This window comes from Methanothermobacter sp. (genome assembly GCF_049720995.1).
Taxonomy (GTDB): Archaea; Methanobacteriota; Methanobacteria; order Methanobacteriales; family Methanothermobacteraceae; genus Methanothermobacter.
The window spans coordinates 50,963-74,535 of sequence record NZ_JBNASF010000004.1 but is presented as its reverse complement, the minus strand read 5'-3'; the positions used below and the strand labels follow the sequence as shown (position 1 = coordinate 74,535).

The 23,573-nt window shown below is 52.1% G+C and carries 22 protein-coding genes; 9 read left to right on the top strand and 13 right to left on the bottom strand.

The window, feature by feature from the left end:
- Positions 1-24: 24 nt before the first annotated feature.
- The gene (locus ACPLJI_RS02485) at positions 25-2,781 is read right to left on the bottom strand and encodes an ATP-dependent DNA helicase (protein WP_424741113.1); all 2,757 of its coding nucleotides are present in this window, start codon (positions 2,779-2,781) and stop codon (positions 25-27) included.
- Between the two features lie 160 nt (positions 2,782-2,941).
- On the opposite strand from ACPLJI_RS02485, the gene ACPLJI_RS02480 reads away from it, so the two are divergent.
- The 5 genes from ACPLJI_RS02480 to ACPLJI_RS02460 all read left to right on the top strand — a co-directional run bounded on the left by ACPLJI_RS02480 (position 2,942) and on the right by ACPLJI_RS02460 (position 6,344).
- Positions 2,942-3,733, top strand: a complete 792-nt coding sequence (locus tag ACPLJI_RS02480) for a ZIP family metal transporter (RefSeq protein ID WP_424731463.1) — start codon at positions 2,942-2,944, stop codon at positions 3,731-3,733.
- Between the two features lie 83 nt (positions 3,734-3,816).
- Positions 3,817-4,053 (top strand): hypothetical protein, encoded by a 237-nt coding sequence (locus ACPLJI_RS02475; RefSeq protein WP_424731464.1) that lies wholly within the window; start codon positions 3,817-3,819, stop codon positions 4,051-4,053.
- Entirely contained in the window at positions 4,016-4,336 is a 321-nt protein-coding gene (locus ACPLJI_RS02470; RefSeq protein ID WP_424741112.1) for a ferritin-like domain-containing protein, read from the top strand. The genes ACPLJI_RS02475 and ACPLJI_RS02470 overlap by 38 nt, the downstream gene beginning before the upstream one ends.
- A gap of 19 nt (positions 4,337-4,355) precedes the next feature.
- The gene (locus ACPLJI_RS02465) at positions 4,356-4,589 is read left to right on the top strand and encodes a cytochrome b5 domain-containing protein (protein ID WP_424731466.1); all 234 of its coding nucleotides are present in this window, start codon (positions 4,356-4,358) and stop codon (positions 4,587-4,589) included.
- A 9-nt stretch (positions 4,590-4,598) separates the two neighbouring features.
- Positions 4,599-6,344, top strand: a complete 1,746-nt coding sequence (locus ACPLJI_RS02460; protein ID WP_424731467.1) for a thiamine pyrophosphate-dependent enzyme — start codon at positions 4,599-4,601, stop codon at positions 6,342-6,344.
- Here the strand turns inward: ACPLJI_RS02460 and ACPLJI_RS02455 are convergent.
- The 4 genes from ACPLJI_RS02455 to ACPLJI_RS02440 all read right to left on the bottom strand — a co-directional run bounded on the left by ACPLJI_RS02455 (position 6,337) and on the right by ACPLJI_RS02440 (position 9,614).
- A complete protein-coding gene (locus tag ACPLJI_RS02455) occupies positions 6,337-7,431 on the bottom strand; it encodes an ABC transporter ATP-binding protein (RefSeq protein ID WP_424731468.1) in 1,095 nt (364 codons plus the stop codon). The genes ACPLJI_RS02460 and ACPLJI_RS02455 overlap by 8 nt on opposite strands.
- A gap of 14 nt (positions 7,432-7,445) precedes the next feature.
- Positions 7,446-8,132 carry an ABC transporter permease gene (locus tag ACPLJI_RS02450; RefSeq protein ID WP_424731469.1) on the bottom strand — a complete coding sequence of 229 codons (687 nt, stop codon included), beginning with the start codon at positions 8,130-8,132 and terminating at the stop codon, positions 7,446-7,448.
- An 82-nt stretch (positions 8,133-8,214) separates the two neighbouring features.
- Entirely contained in the window at positions 8,215-9,090 is an 876-nt protein-coding gene (locus ACPLJI_RS02445; RefSeq protein ID WP_424731470.1) for a substrate-binding domain-containing protein, read from the bottom strand.
- A gap of 251 nt (positions 9,091-9,341) precedes the next feature.
- A complete protein-coding gene (locus ACPLJI_RS02440; RefSeq protein ID WP_424731471.1) occupies positions 9,342-9,614 on the bottom strand; it encodes an ATP cone domain-containing protein in 273 nt (90 codons plus the stop codon).
- Between the two features lie 419 nt (positions 9,615-10,033).
- Between ACPLJI_RS02440 and ACPLJI_RS02435 the strand changes: the two genes are divergently transcribed.
- Together ACPLJI_RS02435 and ACPLJI_RS02430 are read left to right on the top strand one after the other, a co-directional pair.
- A complete protein-coding gene (locus ACPLJI_RS02435; RefSeq protein ID WP_424731472.1) occupies positions 10,034-10,171 on the top strand; it encodes a hypothetical protein in 138 nt (45 codons plus the stop codon).
- Between the two features lie 15 nt (positions 10,172-10,186).
- A complete protein-coding gene (locus ACPLJI_RS02430) occupies positions 10,187-10,885 on the top strand; it encodes a hypothetical protein (protein WP_424731473.1) in 699 nt (232 codons plus the stop codon).
- Between the two features lie 35 nt (positions 10,886-10,920).
- Here the strand turns inward: ACPLJI_RS02430 and ACPLJI_RS02425 are convergent, their stop codons facing one another.
- The 8 genes from ACPLJI_RS02425 to ACPLJI_RS02390 form a co-directional block, all read right to left on the bottom strand.
- Positions 10,921-11,202 carry a hypothetical protein gene (locus ACPLJI_RS02425; protein WP_424731474.1) on the bottom strand — a complete coding sequence of 94 codons (282 nt, stop codon included), beginning with the start codon at positions 11,200-11,202 and terminating at the stop codon, positions 10,921-10,923.
- Positions 11,199-11,483 (bottom strand): hypothetical protein, encoded by a 285-nt coding sequence (locus ACPLJI_RS02420; RefSeq protein WP_424741111.1) that lies wholly within the window; start codon positions 11,481-11,483, stop codon positions 11,199-11,201. Before ACPLJI_RS02420 ends, ACPLJI_RS02425 begins: the two co-directional genes overlap by 4 nt.
- A 55-nt stretch (positions 11,484-11,538) precedes the next feature.
- A complete protein-coding gene (locus ACPLJI_RS02415) occupies positions 11,539-13,506 on the bottom strand; it encodes a histidine kinase dimerization/phosphoacceptor domain -containing protein (protein ID WP_424741110.1) in 1,968 nt (655 codons plus the stop codon).
- Positions 13,507-13,548: 42 nt separating this feature from the next.
- Positions 13,549-18,420, bottom strand: a complete 4,872-nt coding sequence (locus ACPLJI_RS02410; protein WP_424731477.1) for a DUF3320 domain-containing protein — start codon at positions 18,418-18,420, stop codon at positions 13,549-13,551.
- A 97-nt stretch (positions 18,421-18,517) separates the two neighbouring features.
- Positions 18,518-18,844 carry a hypothetical protein gene (locus tag ACPLJI_RS02405; RefSeq protein WP_424731478.1) on the bottom strand — a complete coding sequence of 109 codons (327 nt, stop codon included), beginning with the start codon at positions 18,842-18,844 and terminating at the stop codon, positions 18,518-18,520.
- A complete protein-coding gene (locus tag ACPLJI_RS02400; RefSeq protein WP_424731479.1) occupies positions 18,844-19,155 on the bottom strand; it encodes a hypothetical protein in 312 nt (103 codons plus the stop codon). Before ACPLJI_RS02400 ends, ACPLJI_RS02405 begins: the two co-directional genes overlap by 1 nt.
- Positions 19,156-19,241: 86 nt before the next feature.
- The gene (locus ACPLJI_RS02395; protein WP_424731480.1) at positions 19,242-20,156 is read right to left on the bottom strand and encodes a ribonuclease H-like domain-containing protein; all 915 of its coding nucleotides are present in this window, start codon (positions 20,154-20,156) and stop codon (positions 19,242-19,244) included.
- Positions 20,157-20,171: 15 nt separating this feature from the next.
- Positions 20,172-22,640, bottom strand: coding sequence for a DEAD/DEAH box helicase (locus ACPLJI_RS02390; RefSeq protein ID WP_424741109.1), 2,469 nt, complete (start codon positions 22,638-22,640; stop codon positions 20,172-20,174).
- Positions 22,641-22,894: 254 nt separating this feature from the next.
- Between ACPLJI_RS02390 and ACPLJI_RS02385 the strand changes: the two genes are divergently transcribed.
- The gene (locus tag ACPLJI_RS02385; RefSeq protein WP_424731502.1) at positions 22,895-23,260 is read left to right on the top strand and encodes a thermonuclease family protein; all 366 of its coding nucleotides are present in this window, start codon (positions 22,895-22,897) and stop codon (positions 23,258-23,260) included.
- 52 nt (positions 23,261-23,312) lie between these two features.
- Positions 23,313-23,558 carry a DUF5654 family protein gene (locus ACPLJI_RS02380; protein WP_424731482.1) on the top strand — a complete coding sequence of 82 codons (246 nt, stop codon included), beginning with the start codon at positions 23,313-23,315 and terminating at the stop codon, positions 23,556-23,558.
- The last annotated feature ends 15 nt before the right edge of the window (positions 23,559-23,573 follow it).

The following is a 23,573-nucleotide window of genomic DNA, read 5'->3' as shown; positions in this document are numbered from 1 at the left end:
CTCTTAAAGTCCATGAGGAACGCCTCAATCGTTCATCCCGCAGAGGTTCCTGAATACACACCTTGAGCAGAACCGATTCCTCCGGGGCTCGAAACACTCCCTCCTTATCTTTTCAACTGTATCCTCTATCCTCTCCCTCACAGTGAAGTTGGGGTCAGAATCAAATGATATCCTCATGGAGTCCCTTATGGCATATGCAGAGAGCCTGTCGAAATGGTATCTTTCCCTCAGCGCATACTCGTAGGTCCGTAGCTGGTACTCCAGGGCCATCCTCTCAATCCCCCCATGCTCCCGGGCCTTGAAGTCCACAAGCTCCAGTTCACCCTCAGAGTTCCTGATGATGAGATCAGTCCTGCCCTCTATTATTACATCGTCATCGGGTATGGAGAACGGCTCCTCCACCGAAACAACCTCATGGATATGGTCCCTGGTGTCACGGTAGTAATTGAGGAGTTCCCTTTCAAGGCGCCTCTTTTTCACCTCATCGTCTCTCCCCATGGGTATCCAGCACCTTTCAACGAGTTCCCTTATGAATGCCCCGTTTATGTCCTCTGAATTCTTCATTGCAAGGTGTAGCTCCTCAAGGCACCTGTGGAGTATGATGCCATAGCGCTGCATGAAGGTCTCCGGGTAGACGAAGCCGTAATGGTAGATCATCATGTACCTGAAGGGGCATTCCTCGTAGGTGAAGAGGGCCGAGAAGTTGATCCTCAGCGGATCCTCGGGCCACTCCCTCTCAAGGCACCCCTCGATGGATGTGCATTCACACTCGTATATTCCGCACCTATCCCTCAGCTCGTTGATGTATGGTGAGATCCCCACCTTCCTCGTGTTGATGCGGGGTGCAGTGGAGATGATGAGTGCGTCCTGGGCCCTTGTCATTGCAACGTAGAAGAGCCGCCGGTCCTCATCCTCGGGTTCTCCAGATGAGAGAAGCAGTTCCCTGGGAATGGGCACGAGTTCCTTCCTCTTCTTTTTTCTGCCAGGAAACCTTCCATTTATAACAGAGCAGATGAACACAACCGGAAACTCTAGACCCTTCGCCTGGTGGACGGTCATCACCTTCACTGATGCCGGGTCCTCCAGTACGGCCTCGTCATGGTGGAGGTGCCCGGGGAGGAGGTAGAGGTACCAGAGGATGTCCTGTATCCTTGCCCCTGGTTTTATTGTCTCATACTTATCTATGAGGGAACTCAGCCTTGCAAGGTTGAATATCCTTGCCCTGGCTGTGTCGGTACCATCAAGGATGAGTCTTCTGAGGTAACCTGTCACCTCCAGTATCCTGTAGAAGGCCTGGAGCACAGTCAGTGAACCGTCTTCAAGTTCCTCCCTGATCCTGTTGAGGCCAAGTATCTTCTCTGCATCCTCACCCCGGATACCTGCGTCCTCGAGTTCCTGGGGTGAGCTGAAATCTGAGAGTTTCACATTCCTTTCAAGGGATTCAAGGGCCTCCAGTGTTTCCTTACCTAGATCCAGGAAGTCGCCACGGAACATGGAGATGTTCCACCAGCCACCCCATCTTCCACTGAATTTACCATCGTAATCAGGGGGGTCCACGTAGGCCAGGAAGTAGAGCATGCTCCTTACCTCGTACCTTTTGAGGAATGATCCATCACCGCGGACTATGTAGGGGATCCCCTCACTTCTGAGCTCCCTGAGCACCCTGTCTGCATGGTAGCGAACGCTCCTGAATAGAAGTGCAACGTATCCGTAGTCAGGGATTTTGCCTGTGGATTTGAGTTTCTTTATCAGGGATACTATGTTCCGGGCCTCAGAGTTGACGTCGCGATTCTTCAGTATCACCACGTCTGTCCCGCCATCCCTGACCGGTTTTATTGTTTTCCGGTAGTGCCTCTCCCCCCTCATGAACCTGTCGGCTGTGAGCACTATCCCTGCCCTTGACCTGAAGTTGTCCTCAAGGAACACCACATCTGCATCGTATTCATCCCTGAACCTTATGAAGTTCTCAGGGGTGGCCCCCCTGAAGCCGTAGATGCTCTGGTCCTCATCCCCAACAACGCATATGCTTGATTCGGGTCCTGCTATTTTCCTGAATATCCTCTCCTGGATGGGGCTAGTGTCCTGGTACTCGTCTATCATTATGTACCGGTATTTATTTCTGACAGATTCAAGGACATCTCTGTTTGATTCAAGGAGCATGTAAACCTCCTTTTCGAGTCCAGGGAAGTCTATCTTTTTCTCTTCCCTCAGGGCCTGGAGGTAGCGGCCGTAGCAGGCTGCCATGCCATGGTATCTCCTCTTCTCAGGGTAACGTTTTTTGAGGGCCTCCATGAGTTCATCCGGGTCCACGCAGTTCTCGGTGCACCTGTTGAAGAATTCTATTGCCTCATGGACCTCACCCATCTTCATGAAGCTGTTCAGACCGATCCTGTAGAAGACCGATCTGAGGAACATCAGCTGGGACTCCTCGTCCAGGATCTCAAATCCTGCTCCAAGGTCATGTTCCTCAGGGTGATCCCTCAGTATGGTGCTGCAGAATGAGTGTATGGTTGATATCTGCATGAGTTCGGCGTCCAGTCCAACGCAGTTTATGAGCCTTGACTTCAGCTCATGGGCTGCCTTCTCTGTGAAGGTTATAACGAGTATATTCTCAGGGCTAACCCCCTTTCTCTTAACAAGGTAAGCTGTCCTCTCAACAAGAACCCTTGTTTTCCCGGCACCGGGTCCTGCCACAATTACAAGTGGCCCGTCGGTCTTCTTAACGGCCCTCTTCTGGTTCTCTGTACACGCCTCCCCTTTCCTGCAGAGTGATCCTGTCATCGTGACTGTTTCATAGATTGGGTGGTGAGTATATTAATGTTTTCCCCCCGGGAACAGTGCAACAACCGGTGGTGACTAATTAATGTTTTCCAGGGCACTGAGTTCTCAGGATGTTTTTTTCGTGTAACTTTATTAGGTTACCACAGACATACTCTCTACAATGAACCCTGCAGACCCGATCCTCAACGCATTCCTTGCAACTGTCTTCACCTGGCTCATGACACTTGCAGGTGCGGCCCTGGTCTTTCTGCCTGTAAGGGCTGAGAGGAAACTCCTTGACGCTTCACTTGGCTTTGCAGCGGGTATCATGATTGCTGCAAGTTTCTGGTCGCTCCTGGTTCCTGCAATTGAATTATCAGCCCTCAACGGGTATGCTGAGTGGTTACCGCCGGCCCTTGGTTTCCTTGCAGGGGGGCTCTTCCTTTCAGGTGTGGACAGGATCATGCCCCACCTTCACCCTGGATGCGACCCTGAGGATGCAGAGGGGCTCCCCACGACCTGGAGGAGGAACAGGCTCCTTCTCCTGGCTGTTGCCATACACAACATCCCTGAGGGGCTTGCGGTTGGTGTTGCCTTCGGGGCCGCTGCAGCCACAGGTGAACTTGCAGCCCCAATCACCCTGGCCCTGGGTATAGGCATACAGAACCTCCCTGAGGGGGCCGCGGTTTCCCTGCCCCTCCGGGGTGAGGGCCTATCCAGGTGGAGGAGTTTCACCTATGGCCAGGTATCGGGTCTCGTTGAGATCCTCGGGGGAGTTGCCGGCGCTATTCTGGTTTACTCATTCTCATGGGTCATGCCATATGCCCTTGGCTTTGCTGCGGGTGCCATGATATTCGTTGTAATAGAGGACATCATCCCTGAGTGTCAGAGCGGGGGTAACACGGACCTTGCAACGGTATCCGCCCTTTTGGGTTTTGTTCTCATGATGATACTTGACCTGGCACTTTCCTGAAATTTTTTCAGAAATTGATCTGGAAGGGTATTCACTATCACATTTTATTAGGGATGTTATACATAATATTCAGAGGTGATAGTATGGCCCGGGTTACCCGTGAGATGGTTGAAAATTCAGGTATGGATGTGGATGAACTCGTTGAACTCCTTGTGAAGAACGCCGCGGCGGAACTCACAACCTTCTATTACTACACGATACTCAGGGCCAACCTGATAGGCCTTGATGGTGAGGGGATAAAGGAGATCGCGGAATCTGCAAGGATAGAGGATCGGAACCACTTTGAGGCACTTGTCCCAAGGATATACGAAATTCCATGATATCTCAGGCTGCCCCCCGGCGTACCTCCCCGAGAAGACCACGGACACGATGAAGATACTGGAGGTCCTTGTTGCCGCAGAGAGGTGCGCTGTGAGGCAGTACACCCACATATGCAATATAACAGCCGGTAAGGACCACAGGACCTATGACCTCGCACTCTCGATACTCCACGAGGAGATACAGCATGAGTCATGGTTCTCAGAGTTCCTGGGTGAGGGTCCCTCAGGGCACTTCATGAGGCGCGGTGAAACCTCACCCTTTGTGAGGAAATTCCTTGAATAGTCTCTCCCCGGGTGTTGGAATGAGGGAATTCACCCCGGAGGAGCTCAGAAAATTTGATGGGATTTCAGGTCCCGCATACGTCGCCTTTGACGGCAGGGTCTACGATGTATCAGAGAGCTTTCTCTGGAGGGATGGGCGCCACCAGGTCATCCACAGGGCAGGAGGGGATCTCACCCATGAGCTGGAGGACGCACCCCATGGGAGGGAACTCCTTGAAAGGTTCCCTGTGGTGGGCACCCTCAGGGTGAAGTGAGGGCTTCAGATGGCAGATTTCAGGTGCACGGTATGCAATTACATCTTCCATGAGAAATATGAGGGCGAATTCGACTCCCTGCCGGGTGACTGGCGCTGCCCTGTGTGTAACGCACCAAAGGATGCCTTCGTGAGGCTGGAGTCCAGCTCCATGGAAACCGGGAGGACGGTCTCGGATGTCTTTATAGCACAGCTTGCAGCCTGGGGTGTGAGGTACGTCTTCGGGATCCCGGGCACCTCAACACTGGGACTTGTTGATGCCATACGGAGGAACAGTGACGTGAGGTACATACAGGTGCGCCATGAGGCAGCGGCGGCATTCATGGCATCCGCTTATGGTAAGCTCACAGGGCACCCCGCGGTCTGCATGGCCGTGGCTGGCCCAGGGGCATCGAACCTAATAACAGGGCTCCTGGACGCGGCCCTTGACAGGGCGCCAGTGATAGCTGTGACAGGGCAGGTTGAAACCTACAGGATAGGTACAGGTGCAAGTCAGGAGATAGACCAGCGCAGCCTCTTCGAGTCCCTGACAGTGTACAACATGACACTCATAAGCCCTGATGAGACCCCTGAGATTGTGAGGGAGGCCCTGAAACACGCCATCCTTGAGAAGGGCGTTTCACATATTGACGTCCCGAGGGACGTCCAGACAATGGAGTGCAGTGCAGATGTGAGGCCGCTGGCCGGCTCAATTGCGCCGGTATCCGTGACCGTCCCCAGAAGCCAGTTACAGAATGCTGCATCCTTAATTGATTCTGCAGAGCGTCCAATAATAATCGCGGGCTTCGGGGCGCTTGAAGCCGCTGAAAGTGTTGTTGAACTTGCAGAGAGGATAGGTGCCGGGATTGTAACCACATTCAGGGGAAAGGGGGTTGTTGATAACCATCACCCCCTTTACCTGGGGTGTCACGGGAGTCTCGGGTCCACTGCAGCGGCCGATGCTGTCAGGAAATCAGATCTCCTCATTGTCATCGGGTCGTCCTTCTCTGACCTCACACAGCTACCCCCTGGCAGGATCCTGCAAATTGACACCAACCCCCTCATGATCGCAAGGCGCCACCCCGTGGAGATGGGCCTTGAGGGTCGATCCTCACTCACAGTACCCGGGCTTCTCTCCATGACCCGTGAGAGGAGTAGGGATTCCTACAGGGCAGAGCTCAGGGAACTCAGGGCAGGGTGGCTGGAGCTTCTTGAATCTGAAATTGACCCATCCTCAAGGCCCATAAGGCCACAGTACATAATGGCTGTTCTCAGTGAACTCCTTGATGATGGGGCCATCATAGCCCTTGATGTTGGTGAGAACGGCTGGTGGTTTGGAAGGAACTTCCAGATGAAGGGCACCCAGAGGCTCCTCTTCTCAGGGTATCTTGGTTCAATGGGATTCGGGCTTCCAGCCTCAATTGCGGCGCAGCTTGAGTTCCCTGATAGGGAGGTGGCATGTATAACAGGGGATGGGGGTTTTTCCATGGTCATGGCGGAATTTCTAACCGCGGTGAAGTACAGTCTCCCTGTGAGGGTGTTCATACTCAACAACCGGAGCCTCGGGATGATAATGCAGGAGCAGCGGGTTGAGGGTTTCCCCAACTGGCAGACAGAACTCCAGAACTGTGACTTTGCAGGGTTCGCTGAAAACTGTGGTGGTCGTGGAATCCGGGTCACTGAACCGGGTGAACTGGAGGAGGCTGTTTCAGATGCCCTCAGAACAGATGGACCGGTGTTAGTGGACATTGAAACCGACCCGAGGCGCTTCATCTGATTACATGGACCGCTGATGCCTTGAATTCAAGCCAGACCTCTGAACCTGTGGTGATCCCCATATCATGGAGTGACCTTGCTGTCATGTGGACAGTGAACATCTCACCGCCACACATCACCTCAAGTTCCTGCAGGGAGCCTGAATCACGTATCGCTTTCACTTTACCCTTAAGCTGGTTAAGTGCACTTGACTCCACCCTCCCCCAGGAGACAGTTATATCCTCGGGCCTCACAGTGGCCGAAACCACACCCTCAGCCTTCTCTGACGAGTAGATACTCACACCATCACATTCTATGATTGTTACACCGTCAGGGGTTACCCTCGCCCTTCCCCTGAGGATGTTCTCTGCACCCACAAACTCTGCAACGAACCGGCTCGCCGGCCTCCTGAACACCTCCCATGGTTCACCCACCTGGAGTATCCTCCTGTTGAGTATGGCGATCCTGTCAGAGAGCTTCTGCCCCTGGATGAGGTCATGGGTTGTGAGTACCACTGTAACATCAAGCTCAGCTATGACCTCCTCCATCCTCCTCGTGGATACCGGGTCAAGGCTCGATGTTGCCTCATCCAGGAGCACAAGTTCAGGCCGGTTTATGAGTACCTGGGCAAGGGCCAGGCGCTGCCTCTCACCACCTGATAGTTCAGTGGTTTTCCTTGAGGCGTCCTCAAGGCCCACCAGTTCAAGGACCTCCCGGACCTCCCGGGCCTCTGGTTTCATCCCCCTCACATGGGGGCCGTAGAGGATGCTCTCCCCCACAGTACCGCGGAATACAGGGGTGTTCTGGAATACCATACCCATCCTTCTCCTGACATCAACCTCCCTCTTTTCAGCGACGTTTTCACCCTGAAAGATTATCTCACCCGAGTCCGGCCTTTCAAGGAGGTTGATTATCCTTAGCAGTGTTGACTTCCCTGCCCCTGTAGGGCCTATGATCCCCAGGGTCTCACCATCCCTGACCTCCAGATTCACATCATCCAGGACCCTCACACCATTGTAGACCCTTTTTATACCATGGAGTTCAAGCACGTTCATTTCATCAAACCTCCGGTAACGGTTGTGTGGAGACCGGCTCTGGATGGATTTCATGCACCTTCATTTTATCACCTCTCCTGGAAATGGTTCAGCAGGGTGTTGACGGCGAGGGATATTATGAGGAGTATTATACCAAGGGCTATTGAGAGTTCAAGGTTTCCCCTTGAGGTTTCAAGGGATATGGCGGTTGTTATAACCCTTGTGAAGCCCCTTATGTTACCACCAAGCATTATCGCGACCCCGACCTCTGAGATTGCCCTCCCGAATCCCAGGATTACTGCGGCCATGACCGCGTACCTTGCCTCCTCCAGGACCCTCAGCATAACCTGGAACTCGGTGGCACCCAGGGATCTTGCAAGGTCCCTGAGCTCCGGTTTAACGCTCCTGAGGGCTGTGATGCTGAAGCCTGTTACCAGTGGAAGTATGAGTATGGTCTGGCCCAGTATCATACCGGCAGGTGTGAAGAGGAGGTTGAGTGGACCCAGGGGCCCTGAGCGTGATATGAGGAGGAATACAAAGAGGCCCACGAGTACTGTGGGGATACTGTAGAGGGTCTGTATTATGTTGAGGAGCGCCCTTTTCCCTCTGAATTCCGCTGAGTCAATCATTGCTGCTGCGGGTACCGCAATTGCAGATGCAAGGGCTGTTGATGAGAGGGAAACCATGAGTGTTCTTGCGGTTATATCCATGAGTTCAGGGTCAAGTGATGCCATGAGCTCAAGGGCCCTTATGAATCCTGTGATTATCTCGTTCAATCCCCAGCCTCTCCTTAAAGCCATGAAAAAAAAAATAGTTAAAAGATTTATGGTTTATGAATTAAATATCCCTGTTCATATTTCAGCTTTTTGGTTCAGCCCTTCCGAAGAGGGCTGTGAAGAGTGGCTGGCCGTATTTATCCTTTCCGTACTCTGATATAAGTTTCTGGCATTCATTGCTCATGAGGAAGTCAACGAATTTCTCTGCAGCTGCACTGTTTACACCCTTAACCCTTGAGGGGTTGAGGGGTATTGCTGAGTAGACGTTGAGGAGGGATCTGTCCTCTGTGAGGTATGTTACAAGTTTGATCCTGTCCCTGTAGGCAAGGTATGTGCCTGAATCTGTGAGTGTGTAGGCCCCCTTCTGGTCTGCAATCCGGAGTGTGTCAGCCATTCCGCTGCCGGTTTCAATGTACCATGATGATCCATTGACGGTTGCGTTGTAGTCTGTTATGTTCTTCCAGATCTTTATCTCCCTTGAATTTGTCCCGGAGTTGTCCCCCCTTGATACGAATTTAACAGAGGGGTTCTTCTCTGCGGCCTCAAGTATCCTTCTGAATGCATCCTCTGCTGTACTCGCATTTTTCACACCAGCGGGGTCATTCTCGGGTCCCACGATGTAGAAGTAGTTGTAGGCGAAGGGGTATCTCTTAAGGCCGTAGCCTTCCTCTATGAACTCTTTCTCCCTCTTTTTATCGTGGACTATCACAAGGTCTGCATCACCTCTCTTTCCGCGCTCAAGTGCTATACCCGTTCCACCTGAAACTATCTGCACATCGATATTGGGGTATCTTTTCTCAAATGCAGCCTCAACTGCATCAAGAAGTCCGGTATCCTCAAGGCTTGTTGTGGTGGATATTCTAAGTATCTGTTTGCTTTCATTGTTTAAAATTCCATAAATGGTCGCTCCGGCAATCACCAGAATAAGAGCCACCATGGCAACGTATTTTTTCTCCATACTTAAAACCTCCATTAGCGGTATACATGTATCTATATGCAATATATATACATGTCGATATCAGGTGGGTCACATCACACAAATAAAAAAATGATGCGATGAGAGGCCCTAAACCTTAAACCTTCAAATAAAGGGTGGAGCACTACAAAACCAATTCCCAGATCAGCAACTGCAGTTCCCCATCACCTGTACCCCCCCAAAACCACTACAAAACCAATTCCCAGATCTAAAAAAATGAAATTCAGAAAACCCTAACCCTTATATTTCTTCTCAAATCTTCTCCAGGACCTTGCAATGTAGGGCTCGCACTTATCAAGCTCAGTTAAAAGGCACATCCGTATGGTATCAGTTTTGATCTCATCCTCACCCTCTATCCTTTCTGTAACGGTCTGGTAAACCTTCTCAATGATCTCCCTCTTCTCCTCAGGACTGTAACCTGCATCAATGGCAGCCTTCTCAAGTGCGGCCCGTATCTTTGATGGGTCATAGGACTCCCTTGAACCCCTCCTCTTTATCACATTCATGATGATCACCCTGTATACTATCTTCATCTTTCAATAAACTTTTTTCCCAGTAAAAAAGGAAGAACCTCATAAAGCTTATTCAGAACAGATTACATAGAAATAAGGGTATTCAAAACACATGGTGCTTGAATGACTCCCTTGAAGAGAATATATGAAATGGATGTGCGGAGCACTTGATGAACCAGGAAAAATCACCCCTCTGGCCCTGAGGCAGAGGCCATTGAGTCACTTCAGAAATTCACTGAATCATATTCCACCATAATCAGGAAGAGAAAGGAAATGAGGATCCCCCCAGGACCCTCTCTTTCCAGGTTATATAATCGTGCCGTGAGCCTGTGAAAGTTCACCCACAGATATAAGGCTTATTGAATCAAATAACCCCCATGTGTATGAATCAGTCCTGAGGGGTGCATTCCCTGTTGAAGAGGACCCTACTCAAAGGAGGATATCCCCAGGGTGAATTCAGGGACATCATCTTCAGCGGGACAATGATAGCAGAGGGGAGGGCGCTGGGTGCTGTCATTCCAACCGGCAGGGGAAAAAGCTTGGCAGGATAGCAGAGAGGTTGAAGTATGGATGAATGCAGAGAGAACGGTTCATGGAAGAGGAAGCTGCTTACGGCAATGAGGATATTCCTTGTGGCTATGGGCGTGATAATAGTTGTCTTCGGAGCAGGGGGTACAAAGGTCTTCGGCCTCATGACGCTTCTTGCGGTGGCCGTGGTGTACCTCCCGGCCCTCAGACACCCCGATGGTCTCAGCGTCATCCCTGTTGAGATAGAGATCCTCTTCCTGACCGTGGTTGCACTGGAGTATGTACTTGGCAACACCTTCGGCCTCTACGGGAGGATAGCCTACTATGACAAGTTCATGCACTTCACAGTCCCCTTCATAGTGGCCCTCATCGGGATGATGCTCATGTACACAGCCTACGTATACGGAAAGATAAGGACCAGTCTCTTCATAATGGCTTTCCTCATAATATTCGTGACACTGGGTATAGGGGCCCTCCTTGAACTGGTTGAGTACGGCTACGACCACCACCTCTACAGGCACATAGAACACTTCCTCCCCACTGGCCCAACGCAGGGGTCCCCTGTGATGGACCCCCTGACCGATACCATGATGGACCTTCTCACGGATCTCATAGGCGGTATTCTTGGGGCTGTGACGGGAATAATACTCATAAGGAGGGCCGAGGAGAAGAACTACTGCCTTGACTGGGTTGATGAGATCGCAAGGTTAGAGGGGATAGATGAAGATGAGGACTAGATAGGCATCAGAGCACCCCTATAACTGTAGTAAAACTAGATGGGTTTCAGTATGTCCCTGTTAAGCTCAAATGACGCTGCAAGGATGAATGCCATCATAACTGGAAGAAGGCAGATCTTAACCACCTCAAGCTCAATGAGGGGTATGAATTCCTTTATGAACCTCACAGCTATGATTATGGCGCCACTTACAAGTCCCATGGACACGAATCCCCAGACCCCCGACGCGAACCTCGTGAGCATGTAGTTTCTCACAGAAACCACCGCTGCAAGGGTTATGAATATGAGGGCCGCTGCCTTGAGGAGGATTATTATCATGTCTCAGCCTCCAGCTTTCTGTTGGACCTCACCGAGGCATAGAGGAACACTGCAGCTGCAAGCATGATGAAGAACCACTCAAGGGTTCTCATAAGATCAAATGCCATCATTTCCCTCATAAAACCCAATACAGTTGATACGAAGAGCAGTGAAACCGCGATGGTCATCTGGATCCATCTGCCGTCATGGGCAGAGACCCTCACCATGTAGATCAGACTCAAACCGGTTATAACTGTGGATATGAGCTGGGCCACCTGGAATTCACGTCCATAGGGGATCATGTTATCACCATGTACATATATGTCCCCTGATAATTTAGTCCTTTCCATCACAGCGTCAGGAACTTCTCTCAGGAAAGGTTATCCTGAAAACCGCCCCTCCCTCATTGAAGGCTTCAAGTTCACCATCAAGCTGATCAGCAAGGGCCCTCACAAGGGTCATCCCCAGTGAATCCGATGAACCTGAACTGAAATCCTCTGGAAGCCCCTGACCCGTGTCCCTGTAATCCAGAAGGTACACCCCCTCCCAGAGGTTGAAGCTCACTATGATTCTCCCCTTACCATCAGGGAAGGCGTACTTTATTGAATTTGTGACAAGCTCACTGACTATGAGGGCCACCGGCACCGCCACCTCAATATCGAGGCTCACCTCCTCCACTTTGATGTCTGATACGATACCTGAGGCCCCATAGGTTGAGAGGATTTCGGTTACAAGGCGTGAGATGTATTTCCTCATGTTTATCTCTGAGAGGGTCTCCGACTGGTACAGGCTCTCGTGTATCATGGCCATGGACTTTATACGGGTCTGGCTCTCCTCAAATATCCTGAGGTCCTCAGGGTCTTTTATGTAGGGCTTCTGCAGGTTCAGGAGACTTGATATTATCTGCAGGTTATTCTTTACACGGTGATGTATCTCCCTTATAAGGGTCTCCCTCTCCCTGAGGGCGGATATCAGTGATTCCTCATAGCGCCTGGCCTCTGTAACATCCCTCACAAGTACAGCCCTGAGGCCGGGCATGATACTGAACCTTGAGATCTGAACCACCCTTTCACCCTCTATCAGGAACTCGTCATCCCCACGGGCCTCAAGGATCACCTCAGAGCATATCTCAGGAATCTTCCTTCCCATAGCATCGTCCCTTCCAGTGGATGTTATCTCCTCAAGTGCCCGGTTCCAGTAGATCACGGTATCTGATTCATCGGTTATGGCGATACCATCTGAGATGTTATCGGCAACTCCCCTGAACCTCATCTCACTCTCACGGAGCCTCTCTGTGGCCCTCCTCTGCAGGCTTATATCCGTTGCAATGAATACAAAGCCAATGGGCTCCCTGAAGCGCCCCCTGATGGGGGATGCTGTGAGGAGAACGTCAGTCATCTTTCCGTCCGCTGAGATTATCCGGGTCTCCATTTCAGATGAACTGAAACCCGAGACCAGCTCCCTCAGCATCTCCCTGTCAGATGGCTCAAAGAGGTTCCAGAAGGGTTTACCCCTGAGGTCTCTGGAGCTGTAGGATAGCTTCTCATGGACGCTCCTGCTGCAGCTTGTAATCCTACCCTCAAGGTCCGTTATGATGAGGAAGCTGGGAATCACCTCAGCTATGCTCCTCGCCGCGATGGCAGGTGAGAGCTCCGGAAAATCGTACCTCCAGACACCATAGGCTATTAAGAGCAGGCCAAGGGCCAGCATTGTCTGGGTGAACTCAGGGAAGACCATCCCCATAAGATCCCTGAAAATGAAATCGGTTGTGAAGCTCACAATCAGCGGCACGAAAAGACCTGTGAATATGTAAAGGGACTCCCTCTTCCTGTATCCCTCAGATCTCAGGTAGTCCCTGAATGTGATGGCTGCCGAAGTCAGTGTCACGGTAACGGTCCAGAGCGAGAAGAGTGCAAAGACCACAGGGGGTTCCGGGAGGGCGTAGGTCCAGCCATAATATGTGAGTAGTGGACCGGAAATGAACAGGTTCGTCATGAGTCCCGTTAATATGAATACAATCGCGGGTGCATAGATCACTGCAAGTACCGGTTTACCCACCCTCTTTCCTGTGTAGGTGAGGGCTGTGTGGAGGAGAATCGCCGGGATGATGGGCCAGAGGAGACTAAGCCTCAGCCATATCATGGCATCCCCTGGTGTCGCCACCGTCCGGTAGACGAACTCGGTGAAGGCCATGAATGATACAGCAACACCAAGGTTCGATACGAGCAGATTGAGGTTATTCCGGGGGTTCCTGTAGTAGATGAATACGGATGTGTAGAATGCAATCACAGATGCCAGCAGGGATATGATTGAGTAGGGGTTCATATAAGCCTCCATGCGAATTTGAATGGTTCCGGTATCCGGACGTTACCCTGGTCTGATCTTATCATCCTCAACCACAACCTCACCCCTCCTGGTCATCTCCTCTATGACCTTCCTGATACCTGTGGCAGTCTTCCTGCTGGTATTTTTGAAGCCGAACATCCTTGAGACCCGCGTTACAACCTCATCCATATCTGATGTGGACCTCAGGGCTATCCTCACAGCCTCCTCGATCTCCATGGGGGATATGAGGGAGATGTCAATCCTGCCAGTTCTCCTCCTCACGGTGACAGGCATGGATTCTGTGAGGAGAAGGAAGTCACCGCTTCGCTTGATGTTGCCGTTGTTCTCAGCCATCTCAATTGCAGAGTTTATTATGCTCCTCACCCTTCTCCCTGCTCTTCTAAGCCCACACGACTCCCTTATACGCCTTATAACCTCCTCTACATGCACCGGACCCTCCATTGATACTATCTCACTCACAACAGATGATATCACCGGTGTGGGGTTCTTGTAGAGGTCGTCGGGTTTTTTCAGTTTATCGGTGCTGTACTCAATGTAACTGGCAACGGACTCCCCCCGGGATTCATCAGGAAGTTCCACTGGTTCTGCTGAATCCTGCTCCTCTATGGTTGATCCAGATGAACCCTCCCCAACGGCGGATTCAGATGAAATTTCCTCAACAGTGGATCCAGATGAACCCTCCCCAACAGTGGATCCAGATGAAATTTCCTCAACAGTGGATCCAGATGAACCCTCCCCAACCACATCAGGTGTGTCAGGGTCATGGACCTCAACTGGCCCTTCCTCAACCTCCACCTCAGTAGCCTCATCTGCCTCCCGAGATTTCCTTGTTTTCTCAACTATCTCAGAGAGTCCATCTGCAACCTTCCTCTGTGTCTCATCCCTGTTGCGGTACCAGTCCGAGGACCAGAGGTGGATGATGTTCCAGCCCAGGTTCCTCAGGATCTCCTCCCTGAGCCTGTCACGGTCCCTTGCAACCTCCGCCCTGCTGTACATCTCACCATCGGTGAGGATCCCTGCAATGTACCTGCCAGGATCATCGGGGTCCTTAACCGCAAAGTCAACCCTGAAACCGGCACAGCCAACGCCCCTGTCAACCTCGAATCCATTGTCAACCAGGAACTCGTATACAGAATCCTCAAAGAGGCCCTGTGAGGTGCCTGCAGAATCTGAGTCAAGCACACCTATCTCAGCGTACCTGAGGAACCTCTTAAGTGCCCTGACACCGAAGGGGGTTCCTGGTCCGGTTTTAAGGTCCGATGCCCTGAAGTTGGTGAACACCACACACTTCTCACGGGCCCTGGTGATGAGGACGTTCAGCCTCCTCTCACCCCCCTCCTGGTTCAGGGGCCCGAAGTTGAGGGACATCCGTCCGTTCTCATCAAAGCCGTAACCCACGCTGATAAAGATAACGTCCCTCTCATCCCCCTGTATGGTTTCAAGGTTCTTTATGAAGAATGGCTCATCGGTCTCCTGATTTATGAGTCTTTCAAGCTCAGGATTCTCACGCAACCTCTCCTCAAGGGCCTCGAGGATGGCGTTCATCTGGGCAACAGAGAATGTACCGACACCGAGACTCCTTGATGTGCCGTACCTCATGAAGTGCTCCTCTATGGCCTCAACAACGGCTGCTGCCTCAAGGGGGTTTGATGATGTCCTCCCACGCTCATATACCGTGTCTGGAAGGTACCTGAGGTGGAGTCCCAGTTCATCATCCTCCCTTGAGGGTGAAGGGTACACCAGGAGCCTGTTGTCATAGAACTCCTGGTTTGACACCGCAATGAGGGATTCGTGCCGGCTTCTGTAGTGCCATCTGAGCATCCTGACAGGGAAGCTCCTCTTGCAGAGGTGGAGTATGCTCTCAATATCAGCCGCTGTGGCCACGTCCTCAGAGTCCTCCTCTGATGTAAGCATCTGGTCAAAGAAACTTGTTGGTGGGAGCTGATTGGTGTCACCCATAACCACAGCATTCCTGGCCCTGAGGAATGCCCCCAGCGCGTCCTCTGGTTTAACCTGTGATGCCTCGTCGAATATCACAACATCGAACTGGAGTTCGCTGCTCCTGGGGTCAAGGTACTGTGCAATGGAGAGGGGGCTCATCATGAAGCAGGGCTTTATTCTCTTTATAACGCCACCTGCAAGTTTAAGGAGCTTCCTGAGGGGCATATGCCCCCTCTTACGTGTGAATTCACCGCTGAGGATGCTCTCCTCAGAGTCCGGAGCCGCCCCGCCAAAGACCGTTGGCATGTTACTGTTGAGCTTATATATGAGCCTCTTCCTGTTGAGCTCGATTATCCTTGAGTCAAGCTCCCTGAACTCCCTTATCCTGGCCTCATGCAGGTCACCGATGAAGGTGTAGAGGGCGGGTATATCCCTGAAGGCCCTCTCAAGGAGTGCATCTGCAAGGTTACCCTCCATTGCAGGTCTTATATCATCCATGCTGATTATCCCGGACTCTATGAGCGGTATGAATGCCGCGCCACGGGTCTTCATGCAGAGCCTCTTCTTCTCAAGGTACTGGGACCAGAGGGGGAGGAGGTTGAGGGCATCCCTCCAGGCCTTAACCCTTGACCTCCAGGCACGGAACGGGACCTCCTCAGGGGGGGAGTTGAATATCACATGGGCATGGGTGTTTATCCTTGTCTGTAGCTTTGAGAGTTTATCCTCAAGTTCACCGTGAATTCTGAGGATTTCATTGAATTCAGAGAGAATCCTATCACCATCAAGGCCATCCGAGATGCAGCTGAGTGTCCTCTCTGATATGAGGCCCTTACTGTGGAGGTCCCTGAACCTGACTATCCACTCTGCGGTGGCCCTCAAGTCCTGGATGGGTGGGTTTTCAGGGTTCCACATTGAACCGAAGAACCTCTCAGCCACACCACTGTACCTTTCAAGTTCCCCCCTGAGGCTCATGACATCAATAAGGTTCTCAAGATCCTCCACAATCTCATAGTCATTCTCGGGGGCCCTTCCAACGTAGAGGGCATCTATCTCATTCCTTACCTTTCTGTACCTTCCGCTGAGGAATTTTATCCTGCTGGACGACTCCTTGAGGTACTCCCTGAGCAGTGCTTCCAGATCCGCGCTGTGGACAGATTCATGGAACCTCTCAAGTATCTCCCTCCTGTGTGTGTAGGCCTCAAGCTTATCAAGGAGGGTGAAGGCATCGGCCCTGTAGCGGTCCCAGATCTCCGATTCAAGAACACCAAGGTCGAAGGGGCGTGACTCTGCAACCACAGAGACAACCTCACCGAGCCTCTCAAGGTCCCCGACCGTTTTAACTGGGCTGAATCCGTACCTGTCCTGGAATTCCCTGAGTGCAGCAATCAGTCTATCGGTAACCTTAATTACTGACTCCAGGAGAACCTCAAGTTCCCTTACATCTGAGGGTAGCATCATCCCGGGATCGGTGCCTGACCATGGGTTCTCATGTAGGGGTGGGAGGAGCTCGGCGAGCTTTGCAAGGTTCCTCAGTTCCACGAGGGCCTCGTCCCACTCATCGGGGGTTATGGTCTCAGGTGAGGGTATCCTTACGAATGGGAGGTCCCCATCGAAGTACCTCTCTGAACTCTCCTTCATCCCGAATAACTGGAAGGGTGAAAGCTGTATACTGTACAGCGGCTCATGGAGGGCTCTCCTGTACTCGTTGAGCTCATCGCGCAGTTTCTCCACCCTCCTGAACTCCCTCTCAGCATCAGGTCTCTCTGCCTCGGCCTCCATGAGGGTTGACTCCAGTTCATTGAGGACGTCCTTCTTCCGGGCCTTGTGGGAGTGGAGTTCAAGGCAGAACCTTCCAAGGCCTATGGAGTCCAGTCTGCTCTTCACAACCTCGAGGGCTGCCATCTTCTCACTCACAAAGAGCACGGTCTTTCCCGCGGCCATTAGCTCGGCTATAAGGTTCACTATGGTCTGGGACTTCCCTGTTCCAGGGGGACCCTCAACCACAAGGTTCTTACCGGCCTTGACATCCTCTATAACCGCGATCTGGGATGAGTCGGCGTCAACCACGTGGTAGAGGTCCTCGTAGGGGATGCTGTCTATGTCCACCTCCCCATCGTCCTCATCGATTTCAATGGAGAAGAGGGCCCTGAGGAGGGGGCGCTCAACGATCTCATCCCAGTTTGAATAGGATGCAGGGTCAAGGTCCATGTACATGAGGAACTTGGTGAATGAGAAGAAACCCAGCTGGACCTCATCGGTGACCCCCCAGCCATCCATGGATTTCACCGCATCCTCAACCTTTCTGAGGTACTCTGAGATGCCTGCCGGGCTCTGGGGCATCGTGAACCCGGGTAATTCTATTCCCTCCTCCCTGAGCCTGGCCTGGAGTGACATGTTGGTTATGATCTCACTGCCATCCCAGCGTAGTGAGAATGATGAGCCAGCCCTGCGCCTCTCAAGGACCACCGGGACAAGAATCAGGGGCGCCCTCCTGATGTCAGGCTCATCTGCGGCCATCCACTCAAGGAAGCCCAGGGCAAGGTAGAGTATGTTGTAGCCCTGCTCCTGGATCATCGTCCTGGCCCTCTGGTTGATGTAGAAGAGCCTCCTCTGGAGTTCGGATTCTGTGAGGTCAGTCAGGAGGATATTCTCATCATCGGGTGCATGTTCAGGGTCCACCAGGTAATCACCGGCATCCACCTCACTGTCAGGTTCCTCCATGTCGTTACCATGGTCAATCTCCCCTTCAGGTTCCCTCCTGGGGGCCAGTTTCATCTTACCCCCGTTCAGGACAAGGTAGGTGTATATGTATTCAGGGTCGTGGTTCACAACCTCAACCGTCCTTGACCTTGGCCTGAAGTTCAGGAGCTGGTTTCGCATTGTGAGGTCAAGGAGTTTCTCCCTCAGGTTCTCAAATTCTCTTTCGATGATCTTCCTTGCAGATTTATCCATTCAGATTCTCCCTCAACAGTTATATAATGCACCGAAAGCAGCAGGCCCTCCATTCATGTTTATACTCAGACCATCGGCAGCTGGTTCTGCACTCATCTCAGATCTTCTTCTCCCGGGGTGCTGTTGTGGCGGCAACCCTGTAGAAGACATATACAAGGATGATGTCAACCACCCATATGGTGGCGGCTACTATCTCATCATTCCAGGGTATGGGGTAAAGGAGGTCAATGAGATCCATCACCCGTGTGGTCGAGAACAGTATCATTGAAACAGCGAATACCCTCAGAAGGAGTGTGGTCTCATTGATGTTGGAGAAGAGCATTCCCAGGGCCGCCTCACTGTATCTCAGGTTGTTGAGGAGTATCCTCAATGCAAAGTACAGGGTCAGGATGGGTGGTATCATGATGAGCCATCCCGGAAACATCAGGCATCACCCCCCATAACAGAGGCAAGGAGGCCAACAGCCACAAGGAGGAAGAGGGCGTTCAGGTTCAGCAGGCCCTCAACCACAAATTCTGACTGTCCTCCCACGAATGTGAGGCCCACAAGAACCGTGAAGATCGATGATAGGAATATGGATGCAGATATGATCCTGGACTCGCGCCTCTTAAGGAAGAGCATGGAGACCGCAAGTTCCCTGGACCTCAGCTCTGAGATTATCCTGAGACATGAGATTATTATCATGACCCCCAGGATGAGCCCGGCCAGCCGGTTTACAAGAATCAGGATATCCATGTAGAACACCACCAGATATTATGTTAAAGGGAATATTTATTTATTGGGTTTTTCACTTCCAGAATCCCCATCAGCATCATAACCGTTCAATCAGTGGACCCGGCGTTGATGTGTGAGAGTATAAGGGCCATATTGATTATATCCTCCCTGTTGTGCTCCACCACAGGTACAAGGGGTCCCGGGTTACCTGTTGAGAGGTAGGTGTGGTAGTAGTCAGGCACATATGCCCCTGGAATATCAAGGTCCCTCTTCAGACCCAGGATATGGCTCTCAACCGTGCAGAGCCTGCAGTCAGGGAGTCTGCAACCCCAGAGGCGCCTTGAAACATGGTAGAGGTCAATGTGACACTGCTCCAGCCGGTTACTCAGTTTATGGATCTCTGACCTCCTCCTTATATAGGGGATGTCAAAGCTTGCCCCGTTGAATGTTACAAGAACAGAGTCAGATGGGATGTGCCGGAATATCTCAAGGACGGCGGCCTCCATGGAGGGTTCAGGGGCGAGGCGCTGCCTAACATGGATCTCACCATCCTCAATCCAGGCCATGCCGGTGAGTATCACAGGTTCGTCTGAGAGCCCAAGGGTCTCGATGTCAAGGAAGGTGAACACCCCACCATCAAGGAGTCCCAGTGCACCGAGCACCCTCTCATCTGATGCTGAGGCGTTGAGGTAACACCTCAGGCCGTACACATCCCCTGATTCCATCATGGAAAGGACCCTTGAGGCCTCATGGCTGTACCTTTCATGTGCAAGGAGGTCGGGAACCGTGAGGTACCCCTCAGATTTCAGCCTCTCCTCGGTGACCGGCCCGACACCCCTGAGGAGCTTGAGGTCGGAGAGGATGTCATCCGCTGATTCGCGAACCCTGAACCTCACCCTCCTGCTGCAGGATACCTCAAACGCCTCCTTACCCGCAGCGGTAATCCTGGATGCCCCAATGGCCTCCTCCAGTTCCACCCCCTCGTACTTCATCATGAGGTCTCCTTTCAGTTTCTCAAACATCCAGTATCCCCCATATCAATGCATTCCATTCCTGGCCCTCTCATGGAAGTAATCTGCCATCTCAGCCTCCCCCTGTTCCCTGAGGATGGCCCCCATGAGGTAGCATGCCCCCGCATTGGCGGGTTCCTCCTCGAGGATCTCATGCAGCTTCAGCTTGGCATCAGAGAGCCTGCCCTCACTGCATAGGAGTTCAACCTCCTCCAGGGCATCAGGGGTCTCCCCACTGCTTTCCTCCTCAGCAACCCCCGAGACCCTGCCCATGAGGTGTTCAAGTATCATTACGGCGGCGTCCCTGTGTAGTGGTGAATTGTCGTTACCGCATTTTGGTGAGTAGATGCATGATGGGCACCCGTCACTGCAGCCACAGGATGCTACGAGTTCAAGTGTCGATTTAAGGAGGTCCTCGAAGACCTCAACACCCTTCTCGGCAAGTCCTATTCCACCCTCAAAGCCGTCGTAGATGAATACCGTTGCCTCCTGTGTGTCCTGGTGCCATGGGGTTGACAGTCCCCCTATATCCATCCTGTCACAGAGCACATGGAGGGGGAACAGTGCTATGAGGGCGTGCTCAGCCCCGTGGAGTCCTCCCTCAAATGCTTCATCACACCCGTACTTCCCTTCAACCCTCGCCCTGAGGGTTTCTGGTACTGTGAACCAGAGTGCCCTGGTCCTGAACCTGAGGGGTGGGAGGTCCAGGTCCCTCTTCCCCATGACCTTGCTGTAGCTCATAACCCTGTAACCGGTGTAGTGCTCTGTAACCTCAACCTCCCCGAAGTTAACCTCAAGGCTTCCCAAACGTCTCCTTCTGAGTTTCCTGATCACACTGAGCTCTGTCTCCCTGAGGACTGATGTGTGGTACTCCACGTCCCTCCTCTCAACGGTTATCCTCCTCTTCCGCAGATCAAAGTCCCTCACTATGTAGGTGTTGCCGTGGTTCATGAGCACCGCACCCTCATGGGCCTCCCTGTATGCCTGGGAGCGGCTCATGGTCTCAAGTGTCCGGCCATCACATATCACCGTGAATGTCTCGGATGAGATGTCATCCAGGCCATACCTGAACTGGGGGTCGTCGCTGCACACCAGTCCCCCATGTGAGATTTCAAGTTCGCCCTCTCCCAGCATCTCCCCTGCCACCGCCATGCTGAAGCCGTAGTCCAGGAAGTCGTCCAGGGTGAGTGGTAACTCTGAGGCCGCGCAGGCGGTATGGTTCCTGAGTATTAACCGGTTTTCAGGGTTGATTATGGCGTTCTCATGGGGCCTCTCAAAGATGAATGACGGGTTCTTCATGATGTACTGATCCAGAGGGTTCTCGAATGCCACCAGGATCACAAGGGAATCATTCCTGTTCCTCCCGGCCCTGCCTGCCTGCTGCCAGGTGGATATCATGGTTCCCGGGTAGCCTGATATTATGACAGCGTCCAGTGACCCGATGTCTATGCCCAGTTCCAGGGCATTGGTGGTGGTTACACCAAGGAGCTTCCCGGATCTGAGTCTGGACTCTATCATCCTCCTCTGGTCCGCAAGGTAACCGGCCCTGTAGGATGTCACACGGTCAATGAGCTTCCTGTTTTCCCTGTCAAGCTGTTCACGGGTCCACCGGGTTACAAGTTCAGCCATCTTCCTTGAAACCGTGAAGCAGAGGGTCTGAACACCCCTCAGAACAAGGTAGGTGAGTATGGATGAGGTTTCAAGGTGCGCCGATGGATCCCCCCTCTTACTGCAGGGGTTGTAGAGTACGAAGTGCCTGGCTCCTGAGGGTGATGTGTCCCCTGAGATGACATGGAAATCCAGGCCGGTCAGTTTAGCTGAGAACTCATCTGGGTTGGCCAGGGTTGCGCTTGCAAGGATTAACCTGGGATCTGAACCGTAATGCCTGCAGATCCTCCTTAGCCTCCTTATGAGGAGCGCCACACTTGATCCAAAGACGCCGCGGTACTGGTGGGCCTCATCTATCACCACGTACCTGAGGTTACTGTAGAACCTCCTCCACTGGTGGTGCCAGGGGAGTACACGGTGGAGCTGGTGTGGGTTGGTGAGGACTGCCCGTGAGTTCTCACGTATCCATGGCCTCATATCCCTGGGGGTGTCCCCATCATAGGTTGCCGGGTTCAGTGTGATTCCAAGCTCAGATTCCAGTTGCCTCAGAACCTTCAGCTGGTCCCTTGAGAGTGCCTTGGCAGGGTAGATGTAGAGGGCTGTTGCACTCCCATCAAGGGTCAGGGTCTCCATTATGGGGAGGTTGAAGGCAAGGGTCTTCCCTGAGGCCGTTGGGGTTGTTATGAGGATATTCCTCCCCTCCCTTATGGCCTCAAGGGCCTTGGCCTGGTGGCGGTAGAGTCTGATGCCGTGCCCATCAAGGTACTTCATGATGTTTTCAGGGAGATCATTGACCTCGGCGTATTCAGCGCGCCTTGCTGGGACTGTTTCAATGTGTTCCACAGCATCCCTGAAGCGCCAGTCCTTCGTGAACCTCTCAAGCACCATTTTAACCATGTTAATAGAATTGGGGGACGATCCTATTAAATGTTTTTCAGTTCATGGGTCCATCCCCCCATGATTCAAAATCAATATATACATGTAAACTCATATTATTAACAGTGAAGAGGGGGAGTGTTAATATCAGGAGAGTGGCTGTGATTATCCTTGCACTTGCTGTTCTTGCGGTGGCCGGGTGTGTTTCAGAGGAATCAGAATACCGGGACCTCAGCAATTACTCAGATGTGGGTCCAGATGATTACATAAACTCAGATACAGGTAATGCCTCCGGGAAAGGTGAATATGATGCCAGCGGTGTCTGCACCTACGTTGTTGATGGTGACACCATTGATGTTTCAGGTACGGGGAGGATACGCCTCGTGGGTGTCAACACCCCTGAGAGGGGTGAGCCAGGCTACAGGGAGGCGAAGGACTTCATGCAATCAATGTGCCTCTCAAGGACCGTGCAGCTCGATATAGATGATGCGAAAAGGCATGATAAATACGGGAGGGTCCTCGCTGTGGTCTACGTTGACGGGGTCAACATGAACAGGGAACTCCTCAGGAGGGGATATGCGGAGGTCATGTACATTCCACCATCTGAGTTCAACCCATATGAGTGGACCTGAAATAATAAGACATGAAGAATTAATTAGTATTAAATTTAAGGGGGGTGATAAAATGGGGGAATTCAAATTCGAAGTTCTTAAGACCATGGGTGCACTTATAACCACTGCATTCGGCCTGATAGCGGCTCTTGCCTGGAATGAGGTCATAAAGGCACTGATAACACAGTTCTTTAAGGCAGGCAATGAACTCACAGGACTATTTGTCTATGCACTCATTGTGACCATCCTTGCAGTCATTGCAACGATCCTCATTGCAAGGAGCCTTGCTCATTACGGAATAGAACTGCCTGAAGAGTGAATAACTATCACTATA